Annotated in this window: 20 protein-coding genes; 14 read left to right on the top strand and 6 right to left on the bottom strand. The window is 66.1% G+C overall.

From position 1 onward, the window contains the following. Positions 1-32 precede the first annotated feature (32 nt). The 6 genes from ABWV23_RS15905 (at position 33) to ABWV23_RS15880 (ending at position 5,249) form a co-directional block, all read left to right on the top strand. A complete protein-coding gene (locus tag ABWV23_RS15905; RefSeq protein ID WP_353349510.1) occupies positions 33-365 on the top strand; it encodes a PepSY domain-containing protein in 333 nt (110 codons plus the stop codon). Next, positions 358-1,014: a cytochrome b/b6 domain-containing protein gene (locus ABWV23_RS15900; RefSeq protein ID WP_353349508.1), complete on the top strand. Its 657-nt coding sequence runs from the start codon at positions 358-360 to the stop codon at positions 1,012-1,014. The genes ABWV23_RS15905 and ABWV23_RS15900 overlap by 8 nt, the downstream gene beginning before the upstream one ends. 207 nt (positions 1,015-1,221) lie before the next feature. Then, positions 1,222-1,563 carry a hypothetical protein gene (locus ABWV23_RS15895; RefSeq protein ID WP_353349506.1) on the top strand — a complete coding sequence of 114 codons (342 nt, stop codon included), beginning with the start codon at positions 1,222-1,224 and terminating at the stop codon, positions 1,561-1,563. A 34-nt stretch (positions 1,564-1,597) separates the two neighbouring features. After that, positions 1,598-2,068, top strand: a complete 471-nt coding sequence (locus ABWV23_RS15890; RefSeq protein WP_353349504.1) for a DUF2271 domain-containing protein — start codon at positions 1,598-1,600, stop codon at positions 2,066-2,068. Between the two features lie 12 nt (positions 2,069-2,080). Beyond that, positions 2,081-4,288, top strand: a complete 2,208-nt coding sequence (locus tag ABWV23_RS15885; protein ID WP_353349502.1) for a PepSY domain-containing protein — start codon at positions 2,081-2,083, stop codon at positions 4,286-4,288. Next, positions 4,269-5,249, top strand: coding sequence for an FAD:protein FMN transferase (locus tag ABWV23_RS15880; protein ID WP_353349500.1), 981 nt, complete (start codon positions 4,269-4,271; stop codon positions 5,247-5,249). The genes ABWV23_RS15885 and ABWV23_RS15880 overlap by 20 nt, the downstream gene beginning before the upstream one ends. Positions 5,250-5,333: 84 nt before the next feature. Here ABWV23_RS15880 and ychF read toward each other — a convergent pair whose 3' ends face one another. Then, a complete protein-coding gene (gene ychF / locus ABWV23_RS15875) occupies positions 5,334-6,431 on the bottom strand; it encodes a redox-regulated ATPase YchF (protein WP_353349658.1) in 1,098 nt (365 codons plus the stop codon). Positions 6,432-6,579: 148 nt separating this feature from the next. On the opposite strand from ychF, the gene trpA reads away from it, so the two are divergent. The 8 genes from trpA to ABWV23_RS15835 all read left to right on the top strand — a co-directional run bounded on the left by trpA (position 6,580) and on the right by ABWV23_RS15835 (position 14,227). Next, positions 6,580-7,371 (top strand): tryptophan synthase subunit alpha, encoded by a 792-nt coding sequence (gene trpA / locus ABWV23_RS15870; protein WP_353349498.1) that lies wholly within the window; start codon positions 6,580-6,582, stop codon positions 7,369-7,371. A 114-nt stretch (positions 7,372-7,485) separates the two neighbouring features. Then, on the top strand, positions 7,486-9,057 hold the full coding sequence (locus tag ABWV23_RS15865) for a trimethylamine methyltransferase family protein (protein ID WP_353349496.1): 1,572 nt from the start codon (positions 7,486-7,488) through the stop codon (positions 9,055-9,057). Between the two features lie 149 nt (positions 9,058-9,206). After that, positions 9,207-10,373 carry an alpha-hydroxy acid oxidase gene (locus tag ABWV23_RS15860; protein WP_353349494.1) on the top strand — a complete coding sequence of 389 codons (1,167 nt, stop codon included), beginning with the start codon at positions 9,207-9,209 and terminating at the stop codon, positions 10,371-10,373. A gap of 4 nt (positions 10,374-10,377) precedes the next feature. After that, positions 10,378-10,998 carry a hypothetical protein gene (locus ABWV23_RS15855; RefSeq protein ID WP_353349492.1) on the top strand — a complete coding sequence of 207 codons (621 nt, stop codon included), beginning with the start codon at positions 10,378-10,380 and terminating at the stop codon, positions 10,996-10,998. A gap of 127 nt (positions 10,999-11,125) precedes the next feature. Beyond that, positions 11,126-11,761, top strand: a complete 636-nt coding sequence (locus ABWV23_RS15850; RefSeq protein WP_353349490.1) for a 50S ribosomal protein L25/general stress protein Ctc — start codon at positions 11,126-11,128, stop codon at positions 11,759-11,761. A 130-nt stretch (positions 11,762-11,891) separates the two neighbouring features. After that, on the top strand, positions 11,892-12,584 hold the full coding sequence (gene pth, locus ABWV23_RS15845; RefSeq protein ID WP_353349488.1) for an aminoacyl-tRNA hydrolase: 693 nt from the start codon (positions 11,892-11,894) through the stop codon (positions 12,582-12,584). A 98-nt stretch (positions 12,585-12,682) separates the two neighbouring features. Next, positions 12,683-13,846, top strand: coding sequence for a serine hydrolase domain-containing protein (locus ABWV23_RS15840; RefSeq protein ID WP_353349656.1), 1,164 nt, complete (start codon positions 12,683-12,685; stop codon positions 13,844-13,846). Positions 13,847-13,855: 9 nt separating this feature from the next. Continuing rightward, positions 13,856-14,227, top strand: a complete 372-nt coding sequence (locus ABWV23_RS15835; protein ID WP_353349486.1) for a DUF2237 family protein — start codon at positions 13,856-13,858, stop codon at positions 14,225-14,227. 1 nt (position 14,228) lies between these two features. Here the strand turns inward: ABWV23_RS15835 and trpB are convergent, their stop codons facing one another. The 5 genes from trpB to rpsA form a co-directional block, all read right to left on the bottom strand. After that, positions 14,229-15,482 (bottom strand): tryptophan synthase subunit beta, encoded by a 1,254-nt coding sequence (gene trpB, locus ABWV23_RS15830; RefSeq protein WP_353349484.1) that lies wholly within the window; start codon positions 15,480-15,482, stop codon positions 14,229-14,231. Between the two features lie 66 nt (positions 15,483-15,548). Beyond that, a complete protein-coding gene (locus tag ABWV23_RS15825; RefSeq protein ID WP_353349482.1) occupies positions 15,549-16,196 on the bottom strand; it encodes a phosphoribosylanthranilate isomerase in 648 nt (215 codons plus the stop codon). Between the two features lie 66 nt (positions 16,197-16,262). Next, complete coding sequence (locus tag ABWV23_RS15820; RefSeq protein ID WP_353349480.1) at positions 16,263-16,613, bottom strand: LapA family protein; 351 nt, start codon at positions 16,611-16,613, stop codon at positions 16,263-16,265. Then, a complete protein-coding gene (gene ihfB / locus ABWV23_RS15815) occupies positions 16,613-16,900 on the bottom strand; it encodes an integration host factor subunit beta (RefSeq protein ID WP_353349478.1) in 288 nt (95 codons plus the stop codon). Before ihfB ends, ABWV23_RS15820 begins: the two co-directional genes overlap by 1 nt. A 303-nt stretch (positions 16,901-17,203) precedes the next feature. Further along, positions 17,204-19,030: a 30S ribosomal protein S1 gene (gene rpsA / locus ABWV23_RS15810; protein WP_353349476.1), complete on the bottom strand. Its 1,827-nt coding sequence runs from the start codon at positions 19,028-19,030 to the stop codon at positions 17,204-17,206. Positions 19,031-19,098: the final 68 nt, after the last annotated feature.

The raw sequence follows: 19,098 nt of genomic DNA, 5'->3' as shown, positions 1-19,098 counted from the left end.
CATCACCCTGGTCGCAACGAGGAGTTTGGCCCATGAAGAAGACATTGACAATTCTCGGCTTTCTCGCGGTCTTGCCAGCGGGGATGGCCTTGGCCGAGGACGATTGTTTCGTTCCGATGACGGATTGGCAGCCAAGGGATGCCGTGGCCCGCCTTGCCGAGGAGAACGGCTGGACCGTTCGACGGATCAAGATCGACGACGGCTGTTACGAGATCAAAGGGCGGGATGCCGAAGGGCGCCCCATCGAGGTCACCGTGAACCCCGCCACGCTCGAGGTGATGGAATTCGAATACGAGGACGACGAGGGTGATCGCCCGCGCCGGGATCACAAGGCGGATCGCAAGGGGGACCGCAAGAATGACTGACTCCGCACAGCCAGTGGCACCGCAGACGGAAACCGGGGCCTCTGGCAATGTCCGTGTCTGGGATCCGCTGGTGCGGCTGTTCCACTGGGGGCTCGTCGCCGCCTTCGCGGTCGCCTGGCTCTCGGCGGAGGAGCTGCAACCGGTGCATGAGATCGCGGGCTACATCGTGGCCGCCCTGGTGGCGTTCCGGCTGGTCTGGGGCCTCGTCGGAAGCCGGTACGCGCGCTTTTCCCAGTTCATCAAGGGCCCCCACGACACGCTGTCCTATCTCGGCGACATGGTGCGCGGGGGCGAGCGGCGATACCTCGGTCACAACCCCGCCGGCGCCGCCATGATCGTGGCGCTGCTTGCCGCTCTCTCGGGCACGGCCTTTACCGGCTGGCTCATGGAGGAACCGGACCGCCTTGCGATGCTGCCCGAGATGCCGCAGATCGTCGCGCCCGCCTGGGCCGATGGTGACGGGGACCACGGCGAATACGGCGATGGACCGCTGAAAGAGGTGCACGAAACCTTTGCCAACCTGATGCTGTTCCTGATCGCGCTGCACGTGGCGGGCGTTGCCCTGGCCTCGGTCCGGCATCGTGAAAACCTGGCCCGCGCCATGATCACCGGCGACAAGCGCGCCCCCGGACCCGAGGACATCATTTGACCCCATTCCTCCGGCCGATGTGTCCCTTCGGCCTACCTGGCCCCGCCATTCCCTGGCGGGGCATTTTCCCTTCCTGACGGCAAGCTGAAGCGGGAATCGCCCCGTTGTCAGGAAGCCCTCAGGTCCGATCGCCAAATTGGGGTCAGCAGACGAAAAGGAGACCCTGCCATGAGAAAGACCCTTGCGATTCTTGTTACCTCCACGGCCTTGACCACCGCCATCGGCGTGCCCGCCTGGAGCGCGATGCGCGCCTCTACCGGCGACGGCTCCCAGGCCTTTTCCGCGCTTTTCGATGACGGCACAGAGGCGCCGTCGCTGGTCCGGGTCCGTGACGACGATGACCACCACGGAAAACACCGGAAATGGTGGCGCCTGTTCGGCGACGATGATGACGACGATGATGATGATGACGACCACGATGATGATGATGACGACGACGATGAAGGTCGCCGCGGCGGCGCCAGGAACCCCGCCCCCGCCGGCACCGTCGCACCGCCGCAAAACGGCCTTTTCGGCACCGGCACACCGCCGAAGGTTCAGGTGAACTAATCCCCTCCTCCCCCTCTGAAAAAGGATACGACCGATGAAATCGCTTCTTGCCACGCTGGCTCTGACCACTGCCCTGACCGTTCCGGGCTACGCCATGGCGCGCCCGGTCACGCTGACCACGACACTCAACAACTATGGCGGCGACGGCGCCTATCTCGCGCTTTACGTGACCGACACCTCGGGCGCCTATGTGGGCAGCCTGTGGATGGCCGGCGGCAAGTCGAAATACTACAAGCACCTGACTGATTGGTACCGCGTCACCGGCGGCGACACGGCGCAGGTCGACGGCATCACCGGCGCCAGCGTCGGCGCGGGCCGCAGCCTCGAGATCACGCTGGACCTTGCCGATGCGCTGTTCGATGCCGGTTACACCCTGCATGTCGACGCGGCCGTCGAGGACATGCGCGACAGCCCCAACGAGATCGCCGTGCCGCTGACTACCGAGGGCGCGGGCACCCCGGTGCGCGGACGCCGCTACATCGCCAGCTTCGCCTACGACATGTAAGGAGACAGGGCCATGATCCGCGCACTCCATCGCTGGCCGGGCCTTCTGGCGTTCGCGCTCCTCGTGGTCCTGAGCCTGAGCGGGGTGGCCCTGTCGGTCTTCCCCGCAGCCGAGCGGATCGCCGCGCCGCAGGCCGAGTCCGGCCTGACGGTCGCCACCCTCGTCGACCGTATCCATGCGGCCTATCCGGGCGTCGAGCAGATCCGCCGTGCCCCCTCGGGCCGGATCACCGCCTATTGGTTCGATCAGGGAACCCCGGGGGCCGCCGTGATCGACCCCGCCACCGGTCAGGGCGTGGGGTCTGCCGACCCCAACCAGCTGCACCGCTGGCTCACCAACCTGCACCGCTCGCTGTTCCTCGGGGACGGCGGGCGCATCGCCATGGCCCTGGGGGCGGCGGCGATGCTGATCCTCGCTCTTTCGGGCGCGGCCCTGGTCGCGCGGCGCGTGGGTGGGTGGAAACGCTGGTTCGCGCCCCTGCGCGGGCCGCTTGCCGGGCGGCTGCATGTCGAGATCGCCCGGATCGCGGTGATCGGCCTGACCCTGTCGTCCGTGACAGCCCTGTGGATGACCGCCTCGACCTTCGATCTGCTGCCCGATGACGGCGCCACTCCGGTCTTTCCGACCGAGGTCAGCGGCGAGATGGGCGTTGCGCTCGACCAGTTGGCAGGCCTGGCCGAAACGCCGGTGGCCGACCTGCGAGAGCTGAGCTTTCCCTATCCCGGTGACGCGACCGATGTCTTCACGCTCAAGACGGACCAGGGCACCGGCTATCTCGACCAGGGTACCGGGGGGCTGCTGACCTGGGCTGACCTGAGCGGGTGGGATCGCGTTTCGGAAACCATCTACATGTTGCACACCGGTCAGGGCGCCGCAACGCTTGGCCTCGTGCTCGGGCTGATGGCGCTCGGCGTGCCCGCGTTGGCGGCGACCGGCGTTCTGACCTGGCTCGCCGGGCGGCGCGGGCGGCCCCGCATCCGGGGCAATCAACCGGCGGCGCGGGCCGAGACGATCCTGCTCGTCGGCAGCGAGGGCGGCAGCACTTGGGGCTTTGCCGCGACCCTTCATGCGGCGCTGACGCAGGCCGGTCAAAGCGTGCATGTCGCGCCCATGTCGGGTTTCGCGCCGCGCCGCTACACCGGCGCCAAGCGGATCATCGTGCTGGCCGCAACCTATGGCGACGGCGGCGCACCGGCCTCGGCCAAGGGGTTTCTCGACCGGCTGGCCGCCGCCGACAGCGCGCCCACCGCACCGCTGGCCGTTCTCGGCTTTGGCGATCGCAGCTTTCCCGCCTTTTGCGCATTCGCGAAATCGGTCGCCGCAGCGGCCGAGGCAAAGGGCTGGCCCGCTCTCCTGCCGCTCGACACCATCAACCGCCAGTCGCCACAGGACTTCGCCCGCTGGGGGCGCGCGCTCGGTGAGGCTATGGGGATCAAACTGGAGCTGTCGCACCAGCCGGTTCCTCCGGTGACGCAGGTGCTGACCCTGATCTCGCGCCGCGACTACGGCGCCGAAGTGCAGGCCCCGACCGCGATCCTGCGTTTTGCCCTGCCGCGTCCAACGCTCTGGCAGCGGCTGACCGGCGCCGGTTTTGCCCGGTTCGAGGCGGGCGACCTGATCAACATCCTGCCCGAAGGCAGCGCTGTGCCGCGCTCCTACTCGCTCGCCTCCTCGCGCCGCGACGGGTTTATCGAGATCGTGGTCAAAAAGCATCCCGGCGGCCTCGCCTCCGCCCAACTGACCGCGCTGGAGCCCGGGCAGACGGTGACCGCCTTTCTGCGTCGAAATCCCGGGTTCAAACCGGGCCGGGGCCGCGCCCCCCTGATCCTGATCGGCGCCGGAACCGGCATCGGTCCGCTGGCAGGTTTCGTGCGCGACAACACGCGAGGACGACCCATTCACCTTTTTTTCGGGATGCGCCGCCCCGACAGCGACTTTTTCTATGACAAGGAAATGCCCGCATGGCAGGAACAGGGCCGCCTGACACGGTTGATCACGGCGGTCTCGCGCGGGAACCGGCCCGAATACGTGCAGGACGCGCTGCGCGGTGACAAGGCGCAGGTCGCGCAGCTCATCCACGACGGGGCCCGCGTGATGGTCTGCGGCGGGCGTGGCATGGCGACGGGCGTGGCCGACGCGCTGACCGAGATCCTCGCGCCAAGCGGCCTCACCCTTGCGGTTCTGAAAGCAGAGGGACGATATGTCGAAGACGTCTATTGAGCCGGAACGCCATGCCCTGAACGGCCCGACCATGGGCACGCGCTGGTCGGCGTTGTTCTTTGCCGCACCGGGCTTCGACCCCGCCCCGCTGCGCACGGCGCTGCAGGCAGCGGTCGACGAGGTGGACGCGCAGATGTCCACCTGGAAACCCGACAGCGACCTGATGCGCCTCAACGCGGCGCTGGTGGGCACGCAGGCGACGGTGCCGGATCGGTTGAGAGAGGTCCTGCGCCTCGGCCTTGAAATCGGGCGTGCCTCGGGCGGGGCCTTTGACATCGGCATGGGCGATGCGGTGACGGCCTGGGGCTTTGGCCCCGAGGCCGCGACGCCCGATGGAATCCGCGCCGCGATGACGGCTGACCGCCTGCCCGCGCAGGCGGCACTGGAAATCGGCGAAACTCATGTGCGTAAGACCGCGCCCGTCGCGCTCGACCTGAACGGCATCGCCAAGGGCTACGGCGTCGATCGGCTGGCCGAAACCCTGCGCGACCACGGCATCGCGAATGCCCTCGTCGGGGTCGACGGCGAGATGCGCGCGCTTGGACTGCGGCCCGACGGGCAGGCCTGGAGCGTGGCGGTGGAGGCCCCCGACCCCGCGCGCCGCACCCCCCATTCCGTCCTTGCGCTTCAAGATGCCGCCGTGGCGACCTCGGGGGATTATCGCCACTGGGTCGAGGTGCAGGGCCGCCGCCTGTCGCACACCATGGACCCGGCCCGTGGCGCGCCGCTGATCGCCTCGCCGGCCTCTGTCACCGTGGTGGCCCGGACCTGTGCCGAGGCCGATGCCTGGGCGACGGCGCTCATGGTGCTCGGCCCGGAAAAAGGCGCGGCACTTGCGAAGACGAGGGAACTCGACGCCCTGTTCCTCCTGCGCAATGCGAATGGCAGCACACGGGAAGTCGGCGTCGGGCGGCTGTTCGACCAAGAGCCAGCGGCAAAGTCCCCGGCAGCGGGGCAATAAGCCCGCGGGTTCCGGCCAGGGTTCAATTTTCTGATGTTCGTGACGGCGCGCGGCGGACCATCGCCGCCGCGCGGTCCGTCCGGGTCAGGTGTTGAACAGGAAATGCATCACGTCGCCGTCACTGACGACATAGGATTTGCCCTCGGCCCGCATCTTGCCGGCCTCCTTGGCGCCCTGTTCGCCGCCATTGGCGATGAAATCCTCATAGGCGATGGTTTCGGCCCGGATGAAGCCCCGCTCGAAATCGCCGTGGATCACCCCGGCGGCCTGCGGCGCGGTGGTGCCATGCGGAATGGTCCAGGCGCGCGCCTCTTTCGGGCCAACGGTAAAATAGGTTTCCAGGTGCAGCAACTCGTAGCCGGCGCGGATCAACCGGTCGAGCCCGGCCTCCTCCAACCCCATCTCCTCGAGGAACATCTGCGCCTCTTCAGGGTCAAGCTGGCTGATTTCCTCTTCGATCTTGGCGCTGATGACCACGTGCGAATTGCCCTCGGCGGCGGCCATGGCCGCGACCGCCTCGGAATGGGCGTTGCCACTCGCGGCCTCTGCCTCGGAGACGTTGCAGACATAGAGCACCGGCTTGGTGCTGAGCAGTTGCAGCATCTTCCACGCCTTGGCGTCATCGGCGTCGACCTCGACCACGCGGGCGGGCTTGCCCTCTTCGATCGCGGCCTGGGCGGCAGCCAGAAGGCGGTCCTGCTGCTGCGCCTCCTTGTCGTTGCCCTTGAGCTTGCGCACCAGGTTGGCACGGCGCTTCTCGATGCTTTCCAGGTCGGCCAGCATCAGCTCGGTCTCGATCACCTCGGCGTCGGCCACCGGATCGACGCGCCCCTCGACATGGGTGACGTCGCCATCCTCGAAACAGCGCAGCACATGGGCGATGGCGTCGACCTCGCGGATATTGGCCAGGAACTGGTTTCCCAGCCCCTCGCCCTTGGAGGCGCCCTTCACCAGCCCGGCGATATCGACGAAGGTCATCCGCGTCGGGATGATCTGCTTGCTGCCCGAGGCCGCCGCCAGCTTGTCGAGCCGCGCGTCAGGCACCGCGACCTCGCCCACGTTGGGCTCGATCGTGCAGAACGGGAAATTCGCCGCCTGCGCCGCGGCGGTCTTGGTCAGCGCGTTGAACAGCGTGGACTTGCCCACGTTGGGCAGCCCCACGATTCCCATCTTGAAGCCCATCTCGGCCCTCCGCATCATCGGTTTTGGCGCCTTCTATGCGCTGGAACCGCGCTCTGCAACGGCCCATGTCGCCGCGCCGCATGCCTTAGGCATTGATTTCCACCGGCGTATTCGCCAAACCATGCCGCAACACAGACGGGGGCCGTTCATGACACGCATCGATGCCAAATTCGCCGCGCTGAAGGCGCAGGACCAAAAGGCCTTTGTCGCCTATGTCATGGCGGGCGATCCGGATTACGCCACCTCGCTCGAGGTGGTAAAGGGGCTGCCCGGCGCCGGGGTCGACATCATCGAGCTGGGCCTGCCCTTCACCGATCCGATGGCCGACGGCCCCACCATCCAGGCCGCCGGGCAACGCGCGCTCGAGGCCGGCATGACCCTGCAACGGACCCTCGATCTGGCGACCGAGTTCCGCAAGACCGACGACCAGACGCCGATCGTGCTGATGGGCTATTACAACCCGATCTACAATCGCGGCGTCGATACCTTCCTTGCCGATGCCAAATCGGCCGGGATCGACGGGCTGATCGTGGTGGACCTGCCGCCCGAAGAGGATGACGAGTTGTGCATCCCGGCGCAGAAGGCCGGGCTGAACTTCATCCGCCTTGCCACACCCACCACCGATGACAAGCGTCTGCCCAAGGTGCTGCAGAACACCTCCGGGTTCGTCTATTACGTCTCGATCACCGGCATCACCGGCTCGGCCGAAGCCGAGGCGACCGATGTCGGCCCCGAGGTGGCCCGGATCAAGGCCGGCACCGACATCCCGATCATTGTCGGGTTCGGCATCAACACGCCGGAGAAATCGCAGGCCATCGCCAGCGTCGCCGACGGCGCCGTCGTCGGCTCGGCCATCGTCAGCCAGATCGCGGCGGGCAAGCCGGTGACCGAGGTTCTCGATTTCGTCAAGTCGCTGGCCGACGGGGCGCACCGCGCCTGAAGTTTTCCTTGATCGGGTCCCGGCCCTCGCTATCCTTTTTCTCGCTCAAGTCGGCAGGCAGTGAGCGGAATCGGTATGTGCCATGCTTTTCTTTTCGCCAGGAGAGGATCAGATATGGCCGAGAGCAACCCCCAGACCCCGCGCCGCCGCCGTGGCCGCAACAACCCGCCGGTCAGCCGCGCCGCCGCGGATGCCTTTTCGCTTGAACATGTGATCGGCCCGCGCGCCGGGTTCGGGTTTCTCGACAGCGACCGGATGGAGTTTCTCAAGGCGCGCGCCCTGAGCCTGCTGGAAGGTTACGGCGTGATGATCGTGCATCCCGCCGCCAAGGCCGCGTTGATCGCCGCCGGCGCGCGCGAGGGGGCCGAGGCCGGCCGGCTGCGCCTGCCCCGCGCGCTGATCGAAGAGGCGCTGGCCGCCACGCCCAAGAGCGCGCGGCTGTGCGGCAAGACCCGCGCCCGCGACATCGACCTGCCGCGCGCGGATCACGGCTTTGTCCTGCGCACCGGCACCGGGGCGCATGGCTATGTCGATCCGCGCGACGCCAGCTATCGCAACATGGACCTGCGTGCCGTGGGCGAGATCGCCGCCGTGGCTGACACCCTCGACCAGGTCGGCTTCATCGCGCACCCCTTCGTGCACGGCGTGCCGGAGGTGACGGCGGATATCCATTCCTATGCCCGCATCACCGGGCACACCGACAAGCACGTCTGGATGCAGCCCTATCAAAAGGAAAACATCGACTATCTCCTGAGGATCGCCGCCATTGCCGCCGGGGGTGAGGACGCCTTGCGTGCCCACCCCTCGACCAGCACGATCACCTGTTCCTTCTCGCCGCTGGAATTCAAACACATGGATACCGAGGTGATCCTGCAATGCGGCCGCTACGGGGTGCCGGTGCATGCCTGCTCGCTGCCCTCCGCCGGGGGCACCGCGCCCTTGTCAGTGGCCGGTCTTGCGCTGATGGCGGTGGCCGAGATCGTCGGCATGGTGACGATGGCGCATGTCCTGTCCCCCGGCCTGCCGGTGATCGCCACGCCACTGATGTTCGCGCTCGACATGCGCACCGGCAGCGCGCTGCAGGCCAGCGTCGAGGCGATGCAGGCCGCCAGCCTGTCGATCCAGATGGTCAAGCAGGGCTTCGGCCTTTTGGCCCATACCTACGGGTCCGGGTCCGACACGCCCGACGCCGACCACCAGTCGATGGCCGAGCGCGCGCTGCTGATGCAGACCGTGGCGCTGAGCGGCGCCGATATCCTCGGCGGGGTCGGACAGCTGGAATGCGCCACCGTGTTCAGCCCGGTGCAGGCGGTGCTCGACAACGAGGTCGGTGCGATGATCCGCCGCTTCCTCCGTGTGCCGGAGATCAGCGAGGCGGCGCTCAACTGGGACGAGATGCGCCAGATCCGCGTTGGCGGGCATTTCCTTGACAGCGATCACACCGTGACCGGTTGCCGCGACCAGTTCACCCCTCGGGTGTTTCAGCGGATGGGCCGCGACGATTACGAGGCATCGGGCCGCCGCGGCGCCTTCGAGGTGGCCCGCGACCAGGCCCTCTCGGCGATCGCCGCCGCCCCGGACGGGGGCGTTCTGAGCGAGGACCAGCAGCGCGAGATTGCCGCGCTGGCTGCCGCCGCCGACAACCACATCGTCGCGGTCTATCGGGGCAAGGTCGAAACGATCTGAACCGACGGCCGGCTGAACACCGCGCTGCGCGTGGCGATCCGGCCCCGGTCGGGCCGTGCATCGCGCCCCATCCAATTGCCGCATTGTCTATTTCCGCGCGCATTGGTAACCAATCCTGACCAGTGAGTTGGCCAAAGGGGACGCGCGTCATGCCGGTGATCACCAATATCGAGGACCTCAAGCGCATCTATCATCGCCGCGTCCCGCGCATGTTCTACGACTATTGCGAAAGTGGCAGCTGGACCGAGCAGACCTTTCGCGACAACGTCTCCGACTTCGACCAGATCCGCCTGCGCCAGCGGGTCGCCGTTGACATGTCGGGCCGCTCCACCGCCAGCCAGATGATCGGCCAGGACGTGACGATGCCGGTCGCGCTCGCGCCGGTCGGGCTGACCGGGATGCAGCACGCCGACGGCGAGATGAAGGCGGCCAAGGCGGCGCATGACTTCGGGGTGCCCTTCACGCTCTCGACCATGTCGATCAACTCGATCGAGGACGTCGCCGAGTACACCCGCCAGCCGTTCTGGTTCCAGCTCTACACCATGAAGGACGAGGATTACGTCCGCCGCCTGATCCAGCGCGCCAAAGATGCGCGGTGCTCGGCGCTGGTGATCACGCTCGACCTGCAAATTCTTGGCCAGCGTCACAAGGACCTGAAGAACGGCCTCTCCGCCCCGCCGAAACTCACGCCCGCGACCATCGCCAACCTCGCCACCAAGTGGCGCTGGGGGATCGGGATGCTGGGGGCCAAGCGCCGCCATTTCGGCAATATCGTCGGCCATGTGAAGGGCGTCTCGGATGCCTCGCAACTCGGCGCCTGGACCGCCGAGCAATTCGATCCGACCCTCGACTGGGGCAAGATCGAGAAGCTGATGGAGCAATGGGGCGGCAAGGTGATCCTCAAGGGCATCCTCGACGCCGAGGACGCGAAGATGGCGGCCAAGCTGGGCGCCGACGCGATCGTGGTGTCGAACCACGGCGGCCGGCAGCTCGACGGCGCGCTGAGTTCCATCCGCGTGCTGCCCGAGATCCTCGACGCGGTCGGCGGCGACACCGAGGTCTTTCTCGACAGCGGCATCCGCTCGGGGCAGGACGTGTTGAAGGCGATGGCGCTGGGGGCCAATGGCACCATGATCGGCCGCGCGTTCGTCTACGGGCTGGGCGCGATGGGGCAACAGGGGGTAACAACCGCGCTCGAGGTGATCCAGAGGGAACTGGACACCACCATGGCACTCTGCGGCGAACGCAAGGTGACCGAGCTGGGCCGGCACAACCTGCTGGTGCCGGAGGATTTCGGCGGACGCTGGCAGGGCTGAGCCCTTGCTGGTCTTCTCCGAGCAGACGCTGGCGTTCCTGGCGGTGCCGAAAACCGGCACCACCGCGCTGGAGGTGGCGCTGCGGTCGCGCGCCGACATCGCCTTTTCCAAGCAGCGCAAGCACATCACCGCGCAGCGGTTTCACAACCAGATTGCACCGTTCCTGAAATCGGCCTTTGGCCTGACCCCGGAACGTCTGGCTGTGATCCGCGACCCCGAGGACCAGATCCGAAGCTGGTACAAGTACCGCACCCGCGCCCGACTCGAGGACCGCGAGGCGGCGACCGATACCATGAGCTTTGACGATTTCGTCCGCGACGTGATCCGCGACGATCCCCCCCGGCACGCGCGGATCGGCAGCCAGTTCCGCTTTCTCACCTCGGCCCGGCGCGAGCTTCTGGTGCACCACCTCTTCGCCTACGAGAGCCAGCCGCTGCTGCTGCGCTTTCTCGAAGAGCGTTTCGGCGCACCGGTGGAGCTTGGGCGCAAGAACGTCTCGCCCCCGGCCGAGGCCCCGCTCGACCCCGACCTGCGCAAACGGCTGCGGGCCGCGCGGGCCGAGGAGTTCGCGCTCTACGACCGGGTGAACGAGGCCGGCGGGCACCTGCGCACGGTGCTGGACTAGCCGCCGTCGGCGCCGGCAGGTGCGGGCGAGAATCCCCCTTTCCCTCGCGGGCCATCTCGTCTATACGCGCGACTTCACGCGGGGCTACAGCCTTGGAGGAGCCCCGCCCTTATATTGGAGAAATATCATGGCTGGTGAGATTCCTGATCTCGTAGCCCAGGAACGGACGGGGACAGGCAAGGGCGCCGCTCGTCAGGCGCGCCGCGCCGGTATGGTTCCGGGTGTTGTATTCGGTGGCGAAAGCGATCCGCTCCCGATCCAGATTCCGTTCAACGAGCTGTTGAAGAAGCTGCGCGCAGGCCGGTTCAAGTCGACCCTGTTCAACCTCAAGGTTGACGGGCACGACGACGTGCGCGTGATCTGCCGCGACGTGCAGCGTGACGTGGTCAAGGACCTGCCCACGCACCTCGACCTGATGCGCCTGCACCGCAACTCGAAGATCAACCTCTTCATCCCGGTCGAGTTCCTCAACGAAGAGGAAGCCCCCGGCATCAAGAAGGGCGGCGTTCTGACCGTTGTGCGCCCCGAGGTCGAACTGATGGTGACCGCTGGCGATATCCCCGAAAAACTGACCGTCGATCTGACCGGTCTGAACGTCGGCGATACCGTGACGATCTCCGCGATCGACCTGCCGAAGGGCAGCAAGCCGACCATCGACCGCGACTTTGTCATCGCCAATATCTCGGCCCCGTCGGGCCTGCGCTCCTCCGACAACGAGGACGAGGGCGAAGGCGAAGAGGTCGAGGCAGCCGCCGAGGAATAATTCCTCTCGCACCGCATTTGGAAACGGGGTCCTTCGGGGCCCCGTTTTCGTTTGCGCCATCCTCCCCGCTCTGGATTCCGCGCCGGTTTCCGGGCATGTAGGGGCCACCTGTTCACCTGCGAGGGATGCGATGCAACTCTTTGTCGGCCTTGGAAACCCGGGCGCGAAATACGCGCACAACCGGCACAACATCGGCTTCATGGCGCTGGACCGCATCGCCGGGGACCACGGGTTCGGCCCGTGGAAATCCAAGTTCCAGGGCCAGATTGCCGAGGGGCGGCTGGGCGGCGACAAGGTGCTGCTACTGAAACCCGAGACCTTCATGAACCGCTCCGGCCAGTCGGTGGGCGAGGCGATGCGCTTCTACAAGCTGGAGCCGGGCGATGTCACCGTGTTCCATGACGAACTTGACCTCGCGCCGGGCAAGGTACGGGTGAAACAGGGCGGCGGCCATGCCGGCCACAACGGGCTGCGCTCGATCCACGATCACATCGGCGAGGCCTATCGCCGCGTCCGCCTCGGCATCGGCCACCCGGGCCGCAAGGAACTGGTCTCGGGCTACGTCCTGCGCGATTTCCCCAAGGCCGACGAGGGCTGGCTCGACGATGTGCTGCGCGGGCTGTCCGATGGCGCCGATCACCTGGCCGCGGGCGACGGGGGCCGGTTCATGAACGCGGTCGCCCTGCGCACCGCACCGCCGCGCTCCTCGACCACGCCCAAGCCGGAGACGAAGGCAGGCGCGGCCAAACCCGCCACGCCGGACAGCCCACCGGCCGAGGACGCCCGAAGCCCGATGCAGAAACTGGTCGACCGGTTCCGCTGAGCCGCCCCCCCACAGCCTGCGCCTGACCGGGTTTCCCCGCGTTCCCCCTTGCCGTGTGGCCCCCGTTCGGCTCAGATGGCGCAAAACGGGGGGACATGATGCGTACATTCGGAAAATGGCTGGGCCGGGTTCTTCTGGCGCTGATACTTGCCGCCGTGGTGGTAGGCCTGTGGAAGCGGGAAGAGATCCAGCGCCTCTGGGCGGTCAACACGCTGTTCGACGAGGGCCGGATCGTGCAGAACTTCTCGCATATGGACCGGGCCTTTCGCACAGCGCCCCTGCCGCGCGGGTCCGGCGCCCCCAGCGACCTGCCGCACGGTGCCGCCCATGACCTGCCCGAGGGCGCCGAAAGGTGGCTGGAAGAGCGCGCGGTTACCTCCCTGCTGGTGATGAAGGAGGGCGCGATCCGCTACGAGGAGTATTTCCAGGGCACCGGCCCGGACGACCGCCGGATCTCGTGGTCAGTTGCGAAAAGCTATCTCTCGGCGCTGTTCGGCGTGCTGCTGGACGAGGGGGCGATCGCCTCCATCGACGATCCGGTCACCAAATACGCCCCGATGCTGACCGGATCGGCCTATGATGGCGCCAGCATCCGCAACGTGCTGAACATGGCCTCGGGCGTGACCTTCGACGAGGATTATTTCGACTTCAACTCGGACATCAACCGGATGGGCCGGGTGGTTGCCCTTGGCGGCACTTTGGACGATTTCGCGGCCAGCTTCACCGACCGTTTCGCCGATCCGGGCGCGACCTGGCAATATGTCTCGATCGACACCCATGTGATCGGCATGGTGATCCGCGGCGCCACCGGACGCAGCGTGACCGAGCTTCTGGCCGAAAAGATCCTGGCGCCGCTGGGGCTGGAACGCGACGGATTTTACATCACCGATGGCGCCGGGGTGGCCTTTGTCCTTGGCGGGCTGAACTTCACCACCCGCGATTACGCCCGCTTCGGCCAGATGATCCTGCAGGACGGGGAATACGGCGGCGCGCAAGTGGTTCCCGCCGACTGGATCGCGGCCTCGACCGCGCCCAGCGCCCCGACCGCGCCCGGCAAGACGCGCTATGGCTATCAGTGGTGGATCCCCTCCGACGCCCACGACGGGGAGTTCTTCGGGCGGGGCATCTACGGTCAGTACATCTACATCGACCGCCCCGCCGGGGTGCTGATCGTGGCCACCGGCGCCGACCGGCGGTTCCGGGACACCGGCGCGTTTGAACAGAACCTCGAAATGTTCCGCAGAATCGCCCAAAGCCTGTAGACTGCCGACATGAAACCGGATGAAAGCCTCAATGTCCTGGGCGGCACCCTGACCCCCTGCTCGTTCGAACCCCTGACCGGGTTCTTTCGCGACGGCCACTGCAACACCTGCACCGCCGACCGGGGCAGCCATACCGTCTGCGCGGTGATGACCGGCGAATTCCTCGCCTTTTCGAAATACGTCGGCAACGATCTCAGTACGCCGCACCCGGAGGTCGGCTTTGCGGGGCTGAAACCCGGCGATACATGGTGCCTCTGCGCCGCGCGCTTCCTGCAGGCCCATGACGAGGGCTGCGCGCCCAGGGCGCACCTGGATGCAACCCATGTTCGCGCGCTGGAAGTGGTGCCGCTGACGGTGCTGGTCGACTGCGCCGCCGACTGAGTCAGTCCGCCTCGCGCCCCTCGGTATCGGACATGTCAAAGCCCAGATGCTTGGCGACGGTAAAGATGTCCTTGTCGCCGCGCCCGCACATGTTCATCACGATGATATGCTCGCGCGGCAGATCGCCCGCGATCTTCATCACATGGGCCAGCGCATGGCTCGGCTCCAGCGCCGGGATGATTCCCTCCAGCGCACAGGACAGCTGGAACGCCTCCAAGGCTTCCTTGTCGGTGATCGAGACATATTGCGCCCGCCCGACCTCGTGCAGCCAGGAATGCTCCGGCCCGATGCCCGGGTAATCCAGCCCGGCCGAGATCGAATACCCTTCGAGGATCTGCCCGTCGTCGTCCTGCAACAGATAGGTACGGTTGCCATGCAGCACGCCGGGCCGCCCGCCGGTGAGGCTGGCGCAATGCTCCATCTTCTGGTTGACGCCCTTGCCACCGGCCTCGACGCCGATGATGTTCACCGACTTGTCGTCGAGGAACGGATAGAACAGGCCCATCGCGTTCGAGCCGCCGCCAATCGCCGCGATCACCGTGTCGGGCAGGCGTCCCTCTCCCTCCTGCTCGGCCAACTGCCAGCGCACCTCCTTGCCGATCACCGATTGGAAGTCACGGACCATCGCCGGATAGGGGTGCGGGCCGGCCACCGTGCCGATGCAATAGAAGGTATCGCGCACGTTGGTCACCCAGTCGCGCAGCGCATCGTTCATCGCGTCCTTGAGGGTGCCGCGACCAGAGGTCACCGGGATCACCTCGGCCCCCAACAGGCGCATGCGGAACACGTTGGGCGACTGCCGCTGCACGTCATGGGCGCCCATGTAGACCACGCATTTCAGCCCGAACTTGGCACAAACGGTGGCCGTGGCGACGCCGTGCTGCCCGGCGCCGGTCTCGGCAATGATCCGGGTCTTGCCCATGCGGCGCGCCAACAGGATCTGGCCCAGCACGTTGTTGATCTTGTGGGCGCCGGTATGGTTCAGCTCGTCGCGCTTGAGATAGATCTTGGCGCCGCCCAGGTGATCGGTCAGCCGTTCGGCGAAATACAGCGGGCTGGGGCGACCGACATAGTTCTTCCACAGGTCGTCCATCTCGGCCCAGAAGGTCGGGTCGGTCTTGGCCCGTTCGTATTCTTCCTCAAGGCTCAGGATCAGCGGCATCAGCGTTTCGCTGACGAACCGTCCGCCGAAGATGCCGAAACGGCCTTTTTCATCCGGCCCGGACATGAACGAGTTGAAAAGATCGTTGGCCATCGCGCGTCCCTTCCTGCTTTCAGCCGTGCATAAAAGGCCAAAGGCCCGATTTCCAGCGGATTCGCCTCACGCCTGCGCGCCGCGAACAAAGGCCTCGATCAGCCCCGCGTCCTTCACCCCCGGTGCGCTTTCCACCCCCGAGGAGACATCCACCTGCCGCGCCCCGGTCAGGCGCACCGCCTCGCCCACGTTCTCCGGGGTCAGCCCGCCCGCCAGCATCCAGGGGCGCTGCCAGTACTTGCGCCCCGCCAGCAGCCGCCAGTCGAAGGCCAGCCCGTTGCCGCCCGGCAGATCCGCTCCCTTGGGCGGCTTGGCGTCGATCAGAAGCTGGTCGGCCACCTGCGAATAAAGGTCGATCCGCTCAAGGTCCTCTTCGCCGGCCACGCCCACCGCCTTCATCACCGGCAGCCCATAGCGGGCGCGGATCGCGTCCACCCGCTCGGGGCTTTCGCGCCCGTGCAGTTGCAACATGTCCAGCGGCACCGCCTCGACCAGCCCGTCCAGCGTGGCCTCGTCGGCATCGACCGTCAGCGCCACCTTGCAGATGCCCTCGGGCACCTCCAGCGCCAGCGCCGCCGCGGCGTCCACCGCCAGGTGGCGCGGCGATTTCGCAAAGAACACGAAGCCGACATAGGCGGCCCCGGCCGCCGCTGCCGCCCGCACATCGGCCGCTTGCCGCAGCCCGCAGATTTTCACACGGATGTCAGTTGTCATGAGGGATATCTAGGCCGCAATCCGGCCGGTGAAAACCGGCATTCGGCGCGAATCGCGCGCGCGGCCTCAGCTCGCCTCGTCCAGCAGTGCCAGGACCTCGTCCTTTTCCTCGGACTTGGCCCGCTTCAGCCGCGTCACCTCGCGCTCCAGCTTGCGGACCTCGCGGTGCTTCTGCCCGGCCTCGCGGCGATGCTTGTGTTCGCGCATCCATTCCCAGATGAACCCGAGCACGAGGCCGACAGCGATGCCGCCCAGCGCCACCACGAACAGCGGCAGCGAGGTGGAGAGGTTCCAGCCCAGCAGCGCGGCGATGTCATCCGGCATCAGTTTCAACGTCACCGCGCCACGATTGGCCAGAGAGACAGAGATCAACACGATTCCCAGCACAGCCAGGAATGCATAGCGAATATAGCGCATCAGTCAGCTTTTCCGTTCAGACGATCCCGAAGAAGTTTCCCCGTCTTGAAGAAGGGAACGTATTTCTCCTCTACATGCACGGTTTCGCCGGTGCGGGGATTGCGACCGATCCGCGCGTCGCGTTTTTTCACCGAGAATGCGCCGAATCCGCGCAACTCCACCCGGTCGCCGCGCGCCATCGCTTCGGTCACCTCTTCGAACACGGTGTTCACGATGCGCTCGACGTCGCGCTGATACAAATGCGGGTTATCGTCGGCAATCTTCTGGATCAGTTCCGACCGAATCATGGAGGGCCCTCCCAAGGCGCAGTTGGTAGACGCGCAGGCATTCTGCGATGCGTGCAATCGACTATAGGCAGAATTATCCGATACGGAAACGGGAAGTACAGGATTTAACACGGGAATTTCGCCGCAGGCAGGCGGGATGCGGCCCCATCGCCCCGGATTCACCCCCCGACAAAGCGCGAAGTACTGCAGATCGGGATGGGAAACGGTGGCCCGAATCGGCCCCCGCGGGCCCGAAAAGGAAACGGGCCCCGGGCAAAATGCCCGGAGCCCGTCCCCGTTTCAAACCGGAAAAAAACCTCCGGATCAGTCGTTGTCGCCCTTCAGCGCGGCGCCAAGGATGTCGCCCAGCGAGGCGCCCGAATCCGAGCTGCCGTACTGTTGAACAGCTTCCTTCTCTTCGGCGATCTCGCGTGCCTTGATCGACAGGCCCAGACGGCGGGTCTTGCTGTCCACGTTGGTCACGCGCACATCGACCTTGTCGCCGACCGAGAACCGGTCAGGACGCTGCTCGCCACGGTCGCGGCTCAGGTCCGAACGGCGGATGAAGGACTTCATGCCCTCGTATTCCACCTCGATGCCGCCATCTTCGATCGCGGTCACGTTCACGGTGATGATCGAGCCACGCTTCACGCCGCCCACGGCCTCGGCGAACTTGTCGCCACCCAGCGCCTTGATCGACAGCGAGATACGCTCTTTCTCGACGTCGACTTCCGAAACCACGGCCTGGACGATGTCGCCCTTCTTGTAGCTCTGGATCGCGTCTTCGCCACGCTCGTCCCACGACAGGTCCGACAGGTGAACCATGCCGTCGATGTCGCCGTCGAGACCGATGAACAGACCGAACTCGGTGATGTTCTTGACCTCGCCCTCGACCTCGGTGCCCTCGGGATGGGTCTCGGCAAAGACCTCCCACGGGTTGCGCATGGTCTGTTTCAGACCCAGCGACACGCGACGCTTGGCCTGGTCGATTTCCAGGACCATGACGTCGACTTCCTGGCTGGTCGAAACGATCTTGCCGGGATGCACGTTCTTCTTGGTCCAGGACATTTCCGACACGTGGACCAGGCCTTCGACACCCGGCTCCAGCTCGACGAATGCGCCGTAGTCGGTGATGTTGGTCACGCGGCCCTTGTGCACCGAACCCAGCGGGAACTTGGCACCGACCAGATCCCACGGATCTTCCTGCAGCTGCTTCATGCCCAGGCTGATACGGTGGGTTTCCTTGTTGATCTTGATGACCTGAACCTTGACGGTCTCGCCGATCGACAGGATTTCCGACGGGTGGTTCACACGGCGCCATGCCATGTCGGTGACGTGCAGCAGCCCGTCAACACCGCCCAGGTCGACGAACGCACCGTATTCGGTGATGTTCTTGACCACGCCGTCGACAGTCTGACCTTCGGTCAGGTTGGCGATGACCTCGGCACGCTGTTCGGCGCGGCTCTCTTCCAGGATGGCGCGGCGCGACACGACGATGTTGCCACGGCGACGGTCCATTTTCAGGATCTGGAACGGCTGCTTGAGGCCCATCAGCGGGCCGGCGTCGCGCACGGGGCGCACATCAACCTGGCTACCGGGCAGGAACGCAACTGCGCCACCCAGATCGACGGTAAAGCCACCCTTGACCCGACCAAAGATCGCGCCTTCGACGCGCTGGTCGTCGGCATAGGCTTTTTCCAGGCGGTCCCAGGCTTCTTCGCGGCGGGCCATCTCGCGCGAGATGACGGCTTCGCCACGGGCGTTCTCGGCAGAGCGAAGATAGACTTCGACCTCGTCGCCGACAGCGATCTCGGGGGCCTCGCCGGGATTAGCGAATTCCTTCAGATCGACGCGGCCTTCCATCTTGTAGCCTACGTCGATGATGGCCTGGCCTGCCTCGACGGCGATGACCTTGCCCTTGACGACAGTACCCTCATCGGGCGTGTCCATTTCGAAGCTTTCGTTCAGGAGGGCTTCGAATTCCTCCATGGATGTGTCTTGAGCCATTCGGTCTCGGTTTCCTTTGCGATCACATTTTTCTGGCCGCGCGGTTGTCTCCGCCGGTCTTGGGGTTTCGTTGGTCAGGACGAACCGCAAAACAAAGAGGGCCGGTGCATCCCGACCCTGCTCGATATCTCTGCTTGCGGGCATTTTCGCCCTTGTCGACGTGCGTTCTATAGGGGGTTTGCCCCTGTCGCGCAAGAGGGAGGCATTTCACG

Source organism: Aquicoccus sp. SU-CL01552 (assembly GCF_040365005.1).
In the GTDB taxonomy this organism is placed as follows: domain Bacteria; phylum Pseudomonadota; class Alphaproteobacteria; order Rhodobacterales; family Rhodobacteraceae; genus Antarcticimicrobium.
Note: the sequence above shows the minus strand (reverse complement) of the source record. Positions and strands in the feature narration are given on the sequence as shown.

Excerpts from the sequence above, each read along its gene's own strand:
- ABWV23_RS15825 (WP_353349482.1), bottom strand. The coding sequence starts at position 16,196 with ATGACAACTGACATCCGTGTGAAAATCTGCGGGCTGCGGCAAGCGGCC.
- ABWV23_RS15860 (WP_353349494.1), top strand. The coding sequence starts at position 9,207 with ATGCCGGTGATCACCAATATCGAGGACCTCAAGCGCATCTATCATCGC.
- ABWV23_RS15865 (WP_353349496.1), top strand. The coding sequence starts at position 7,486 with ATGGCCGAGAGCAACCCCCAGACCCCGCGCCGCCGCCGTGGCCGCAAC.
- ABWV23_RS15890 (WP_353349504.1), top strand. The coding sequence starts at position 1,598 with ATGAAATCGCTTCTTGCCACGCTGGCTCTGACCACTGCCCTGACCGTT.
- ABWV23_RS15850 (WP_353349490.1), top strand. The coding sequence starts at position 11,126 with ATGGCTGGTGAGATTCCTGATCTCGTAGCCCAGGAACGGACGGGGACA.
- trpB (WP_353349484.1), bottom strand. The coding sequence starts at position 15,482 with ATGGCCAACGATCTTTTCAACTCGTTCATGTCCGGGCCGGATGAAAAA.
- ABWV23_RS15885 (WP_353349502.1), top strand. The coding sequence starts at position 2,081 with ATGATCCGCGCACTCCATCGCTGGCCGGGCCTTCTGGCGTTCGCGCTC.
- ABWV23_RS15840 (WP_353349656.1), top strand. The coding sequence starts at position 12,683 with ATGCGTACATTCGGAAAATGGCTGGGCCGGGTTCTTCTGGCGCTGATA.
- ABWV23_RS15835 (WP_353349486.1), top strand. The coding sequence starts at position 13,856 with ATGAAACCGGATGAAAGCCTCAATGTCCTGGGCGGCACCCTGACCCCC.
- ABWV23_RS15880 (WP_353349500.1), top strand. The coding sequence starts at position 4,269 with ATGTCGAAGACGTCTATTGAGCCGGAACGCCATGCCCTGAACGGCCCG.
- ABWV23_RS15905 (WP_353349510.1), top strand. The coding sequence starts at position 33 with ATGAAGAAGACATTGACAATTCTCGGCTTTCTCGCGGTCTTGCCAGCG.
- rpsA (WP_353349476.1), bottom strand. The coding sequence starts at position 19,030 with ATGCCCGCAAGCAGAGATATCGAGCAGGGTCGGGATGCACCGGCCCTC.
- ABWV23_RS15900 (WP_353349508.1), top strand. The coding sequence starts at position 358 with ATGACTGACTCCGCACAGCCAGTGGCACCGCAGACGGAAACCGGGGCC.
- pth (WP_353349488.1), top strand. The coding sequence starts at position 11,892 with ATGCAACTCTTTGTCGGCCTTGGAAACCCGGGCGCGAAATACGCGCAC.
- trpA (WP_353349498.1), top strand. The coding sequence starts at position 6,580 with ATGACACGCATCGATGCCAAATTCGCCGCGCTGAAGGCGCAGGACCAA.
- ABWV23_RS15820 (WP_353349480.1), bottom strand. The coding sequence starts at position 16,613 with ATGCGCTATATTCGCTATGCATTCCTGGCTGTGCTGGGAATCGTGTTG.
- ihfB (WP_353349478.1), bottom strand. The coding sequence starts at position 16,900 with ATGATTCGGTCGGAACTGATCCAGAAGATTGCCGACGATAACCCGCAT.
- ychF (WP_353349658.1), bottom strand. The coding sequence starts at position 6,431 with ATGGGCTTCAAGATGGGAATCGTGGGGCTGCCCAACGTGGGCAAGTCC.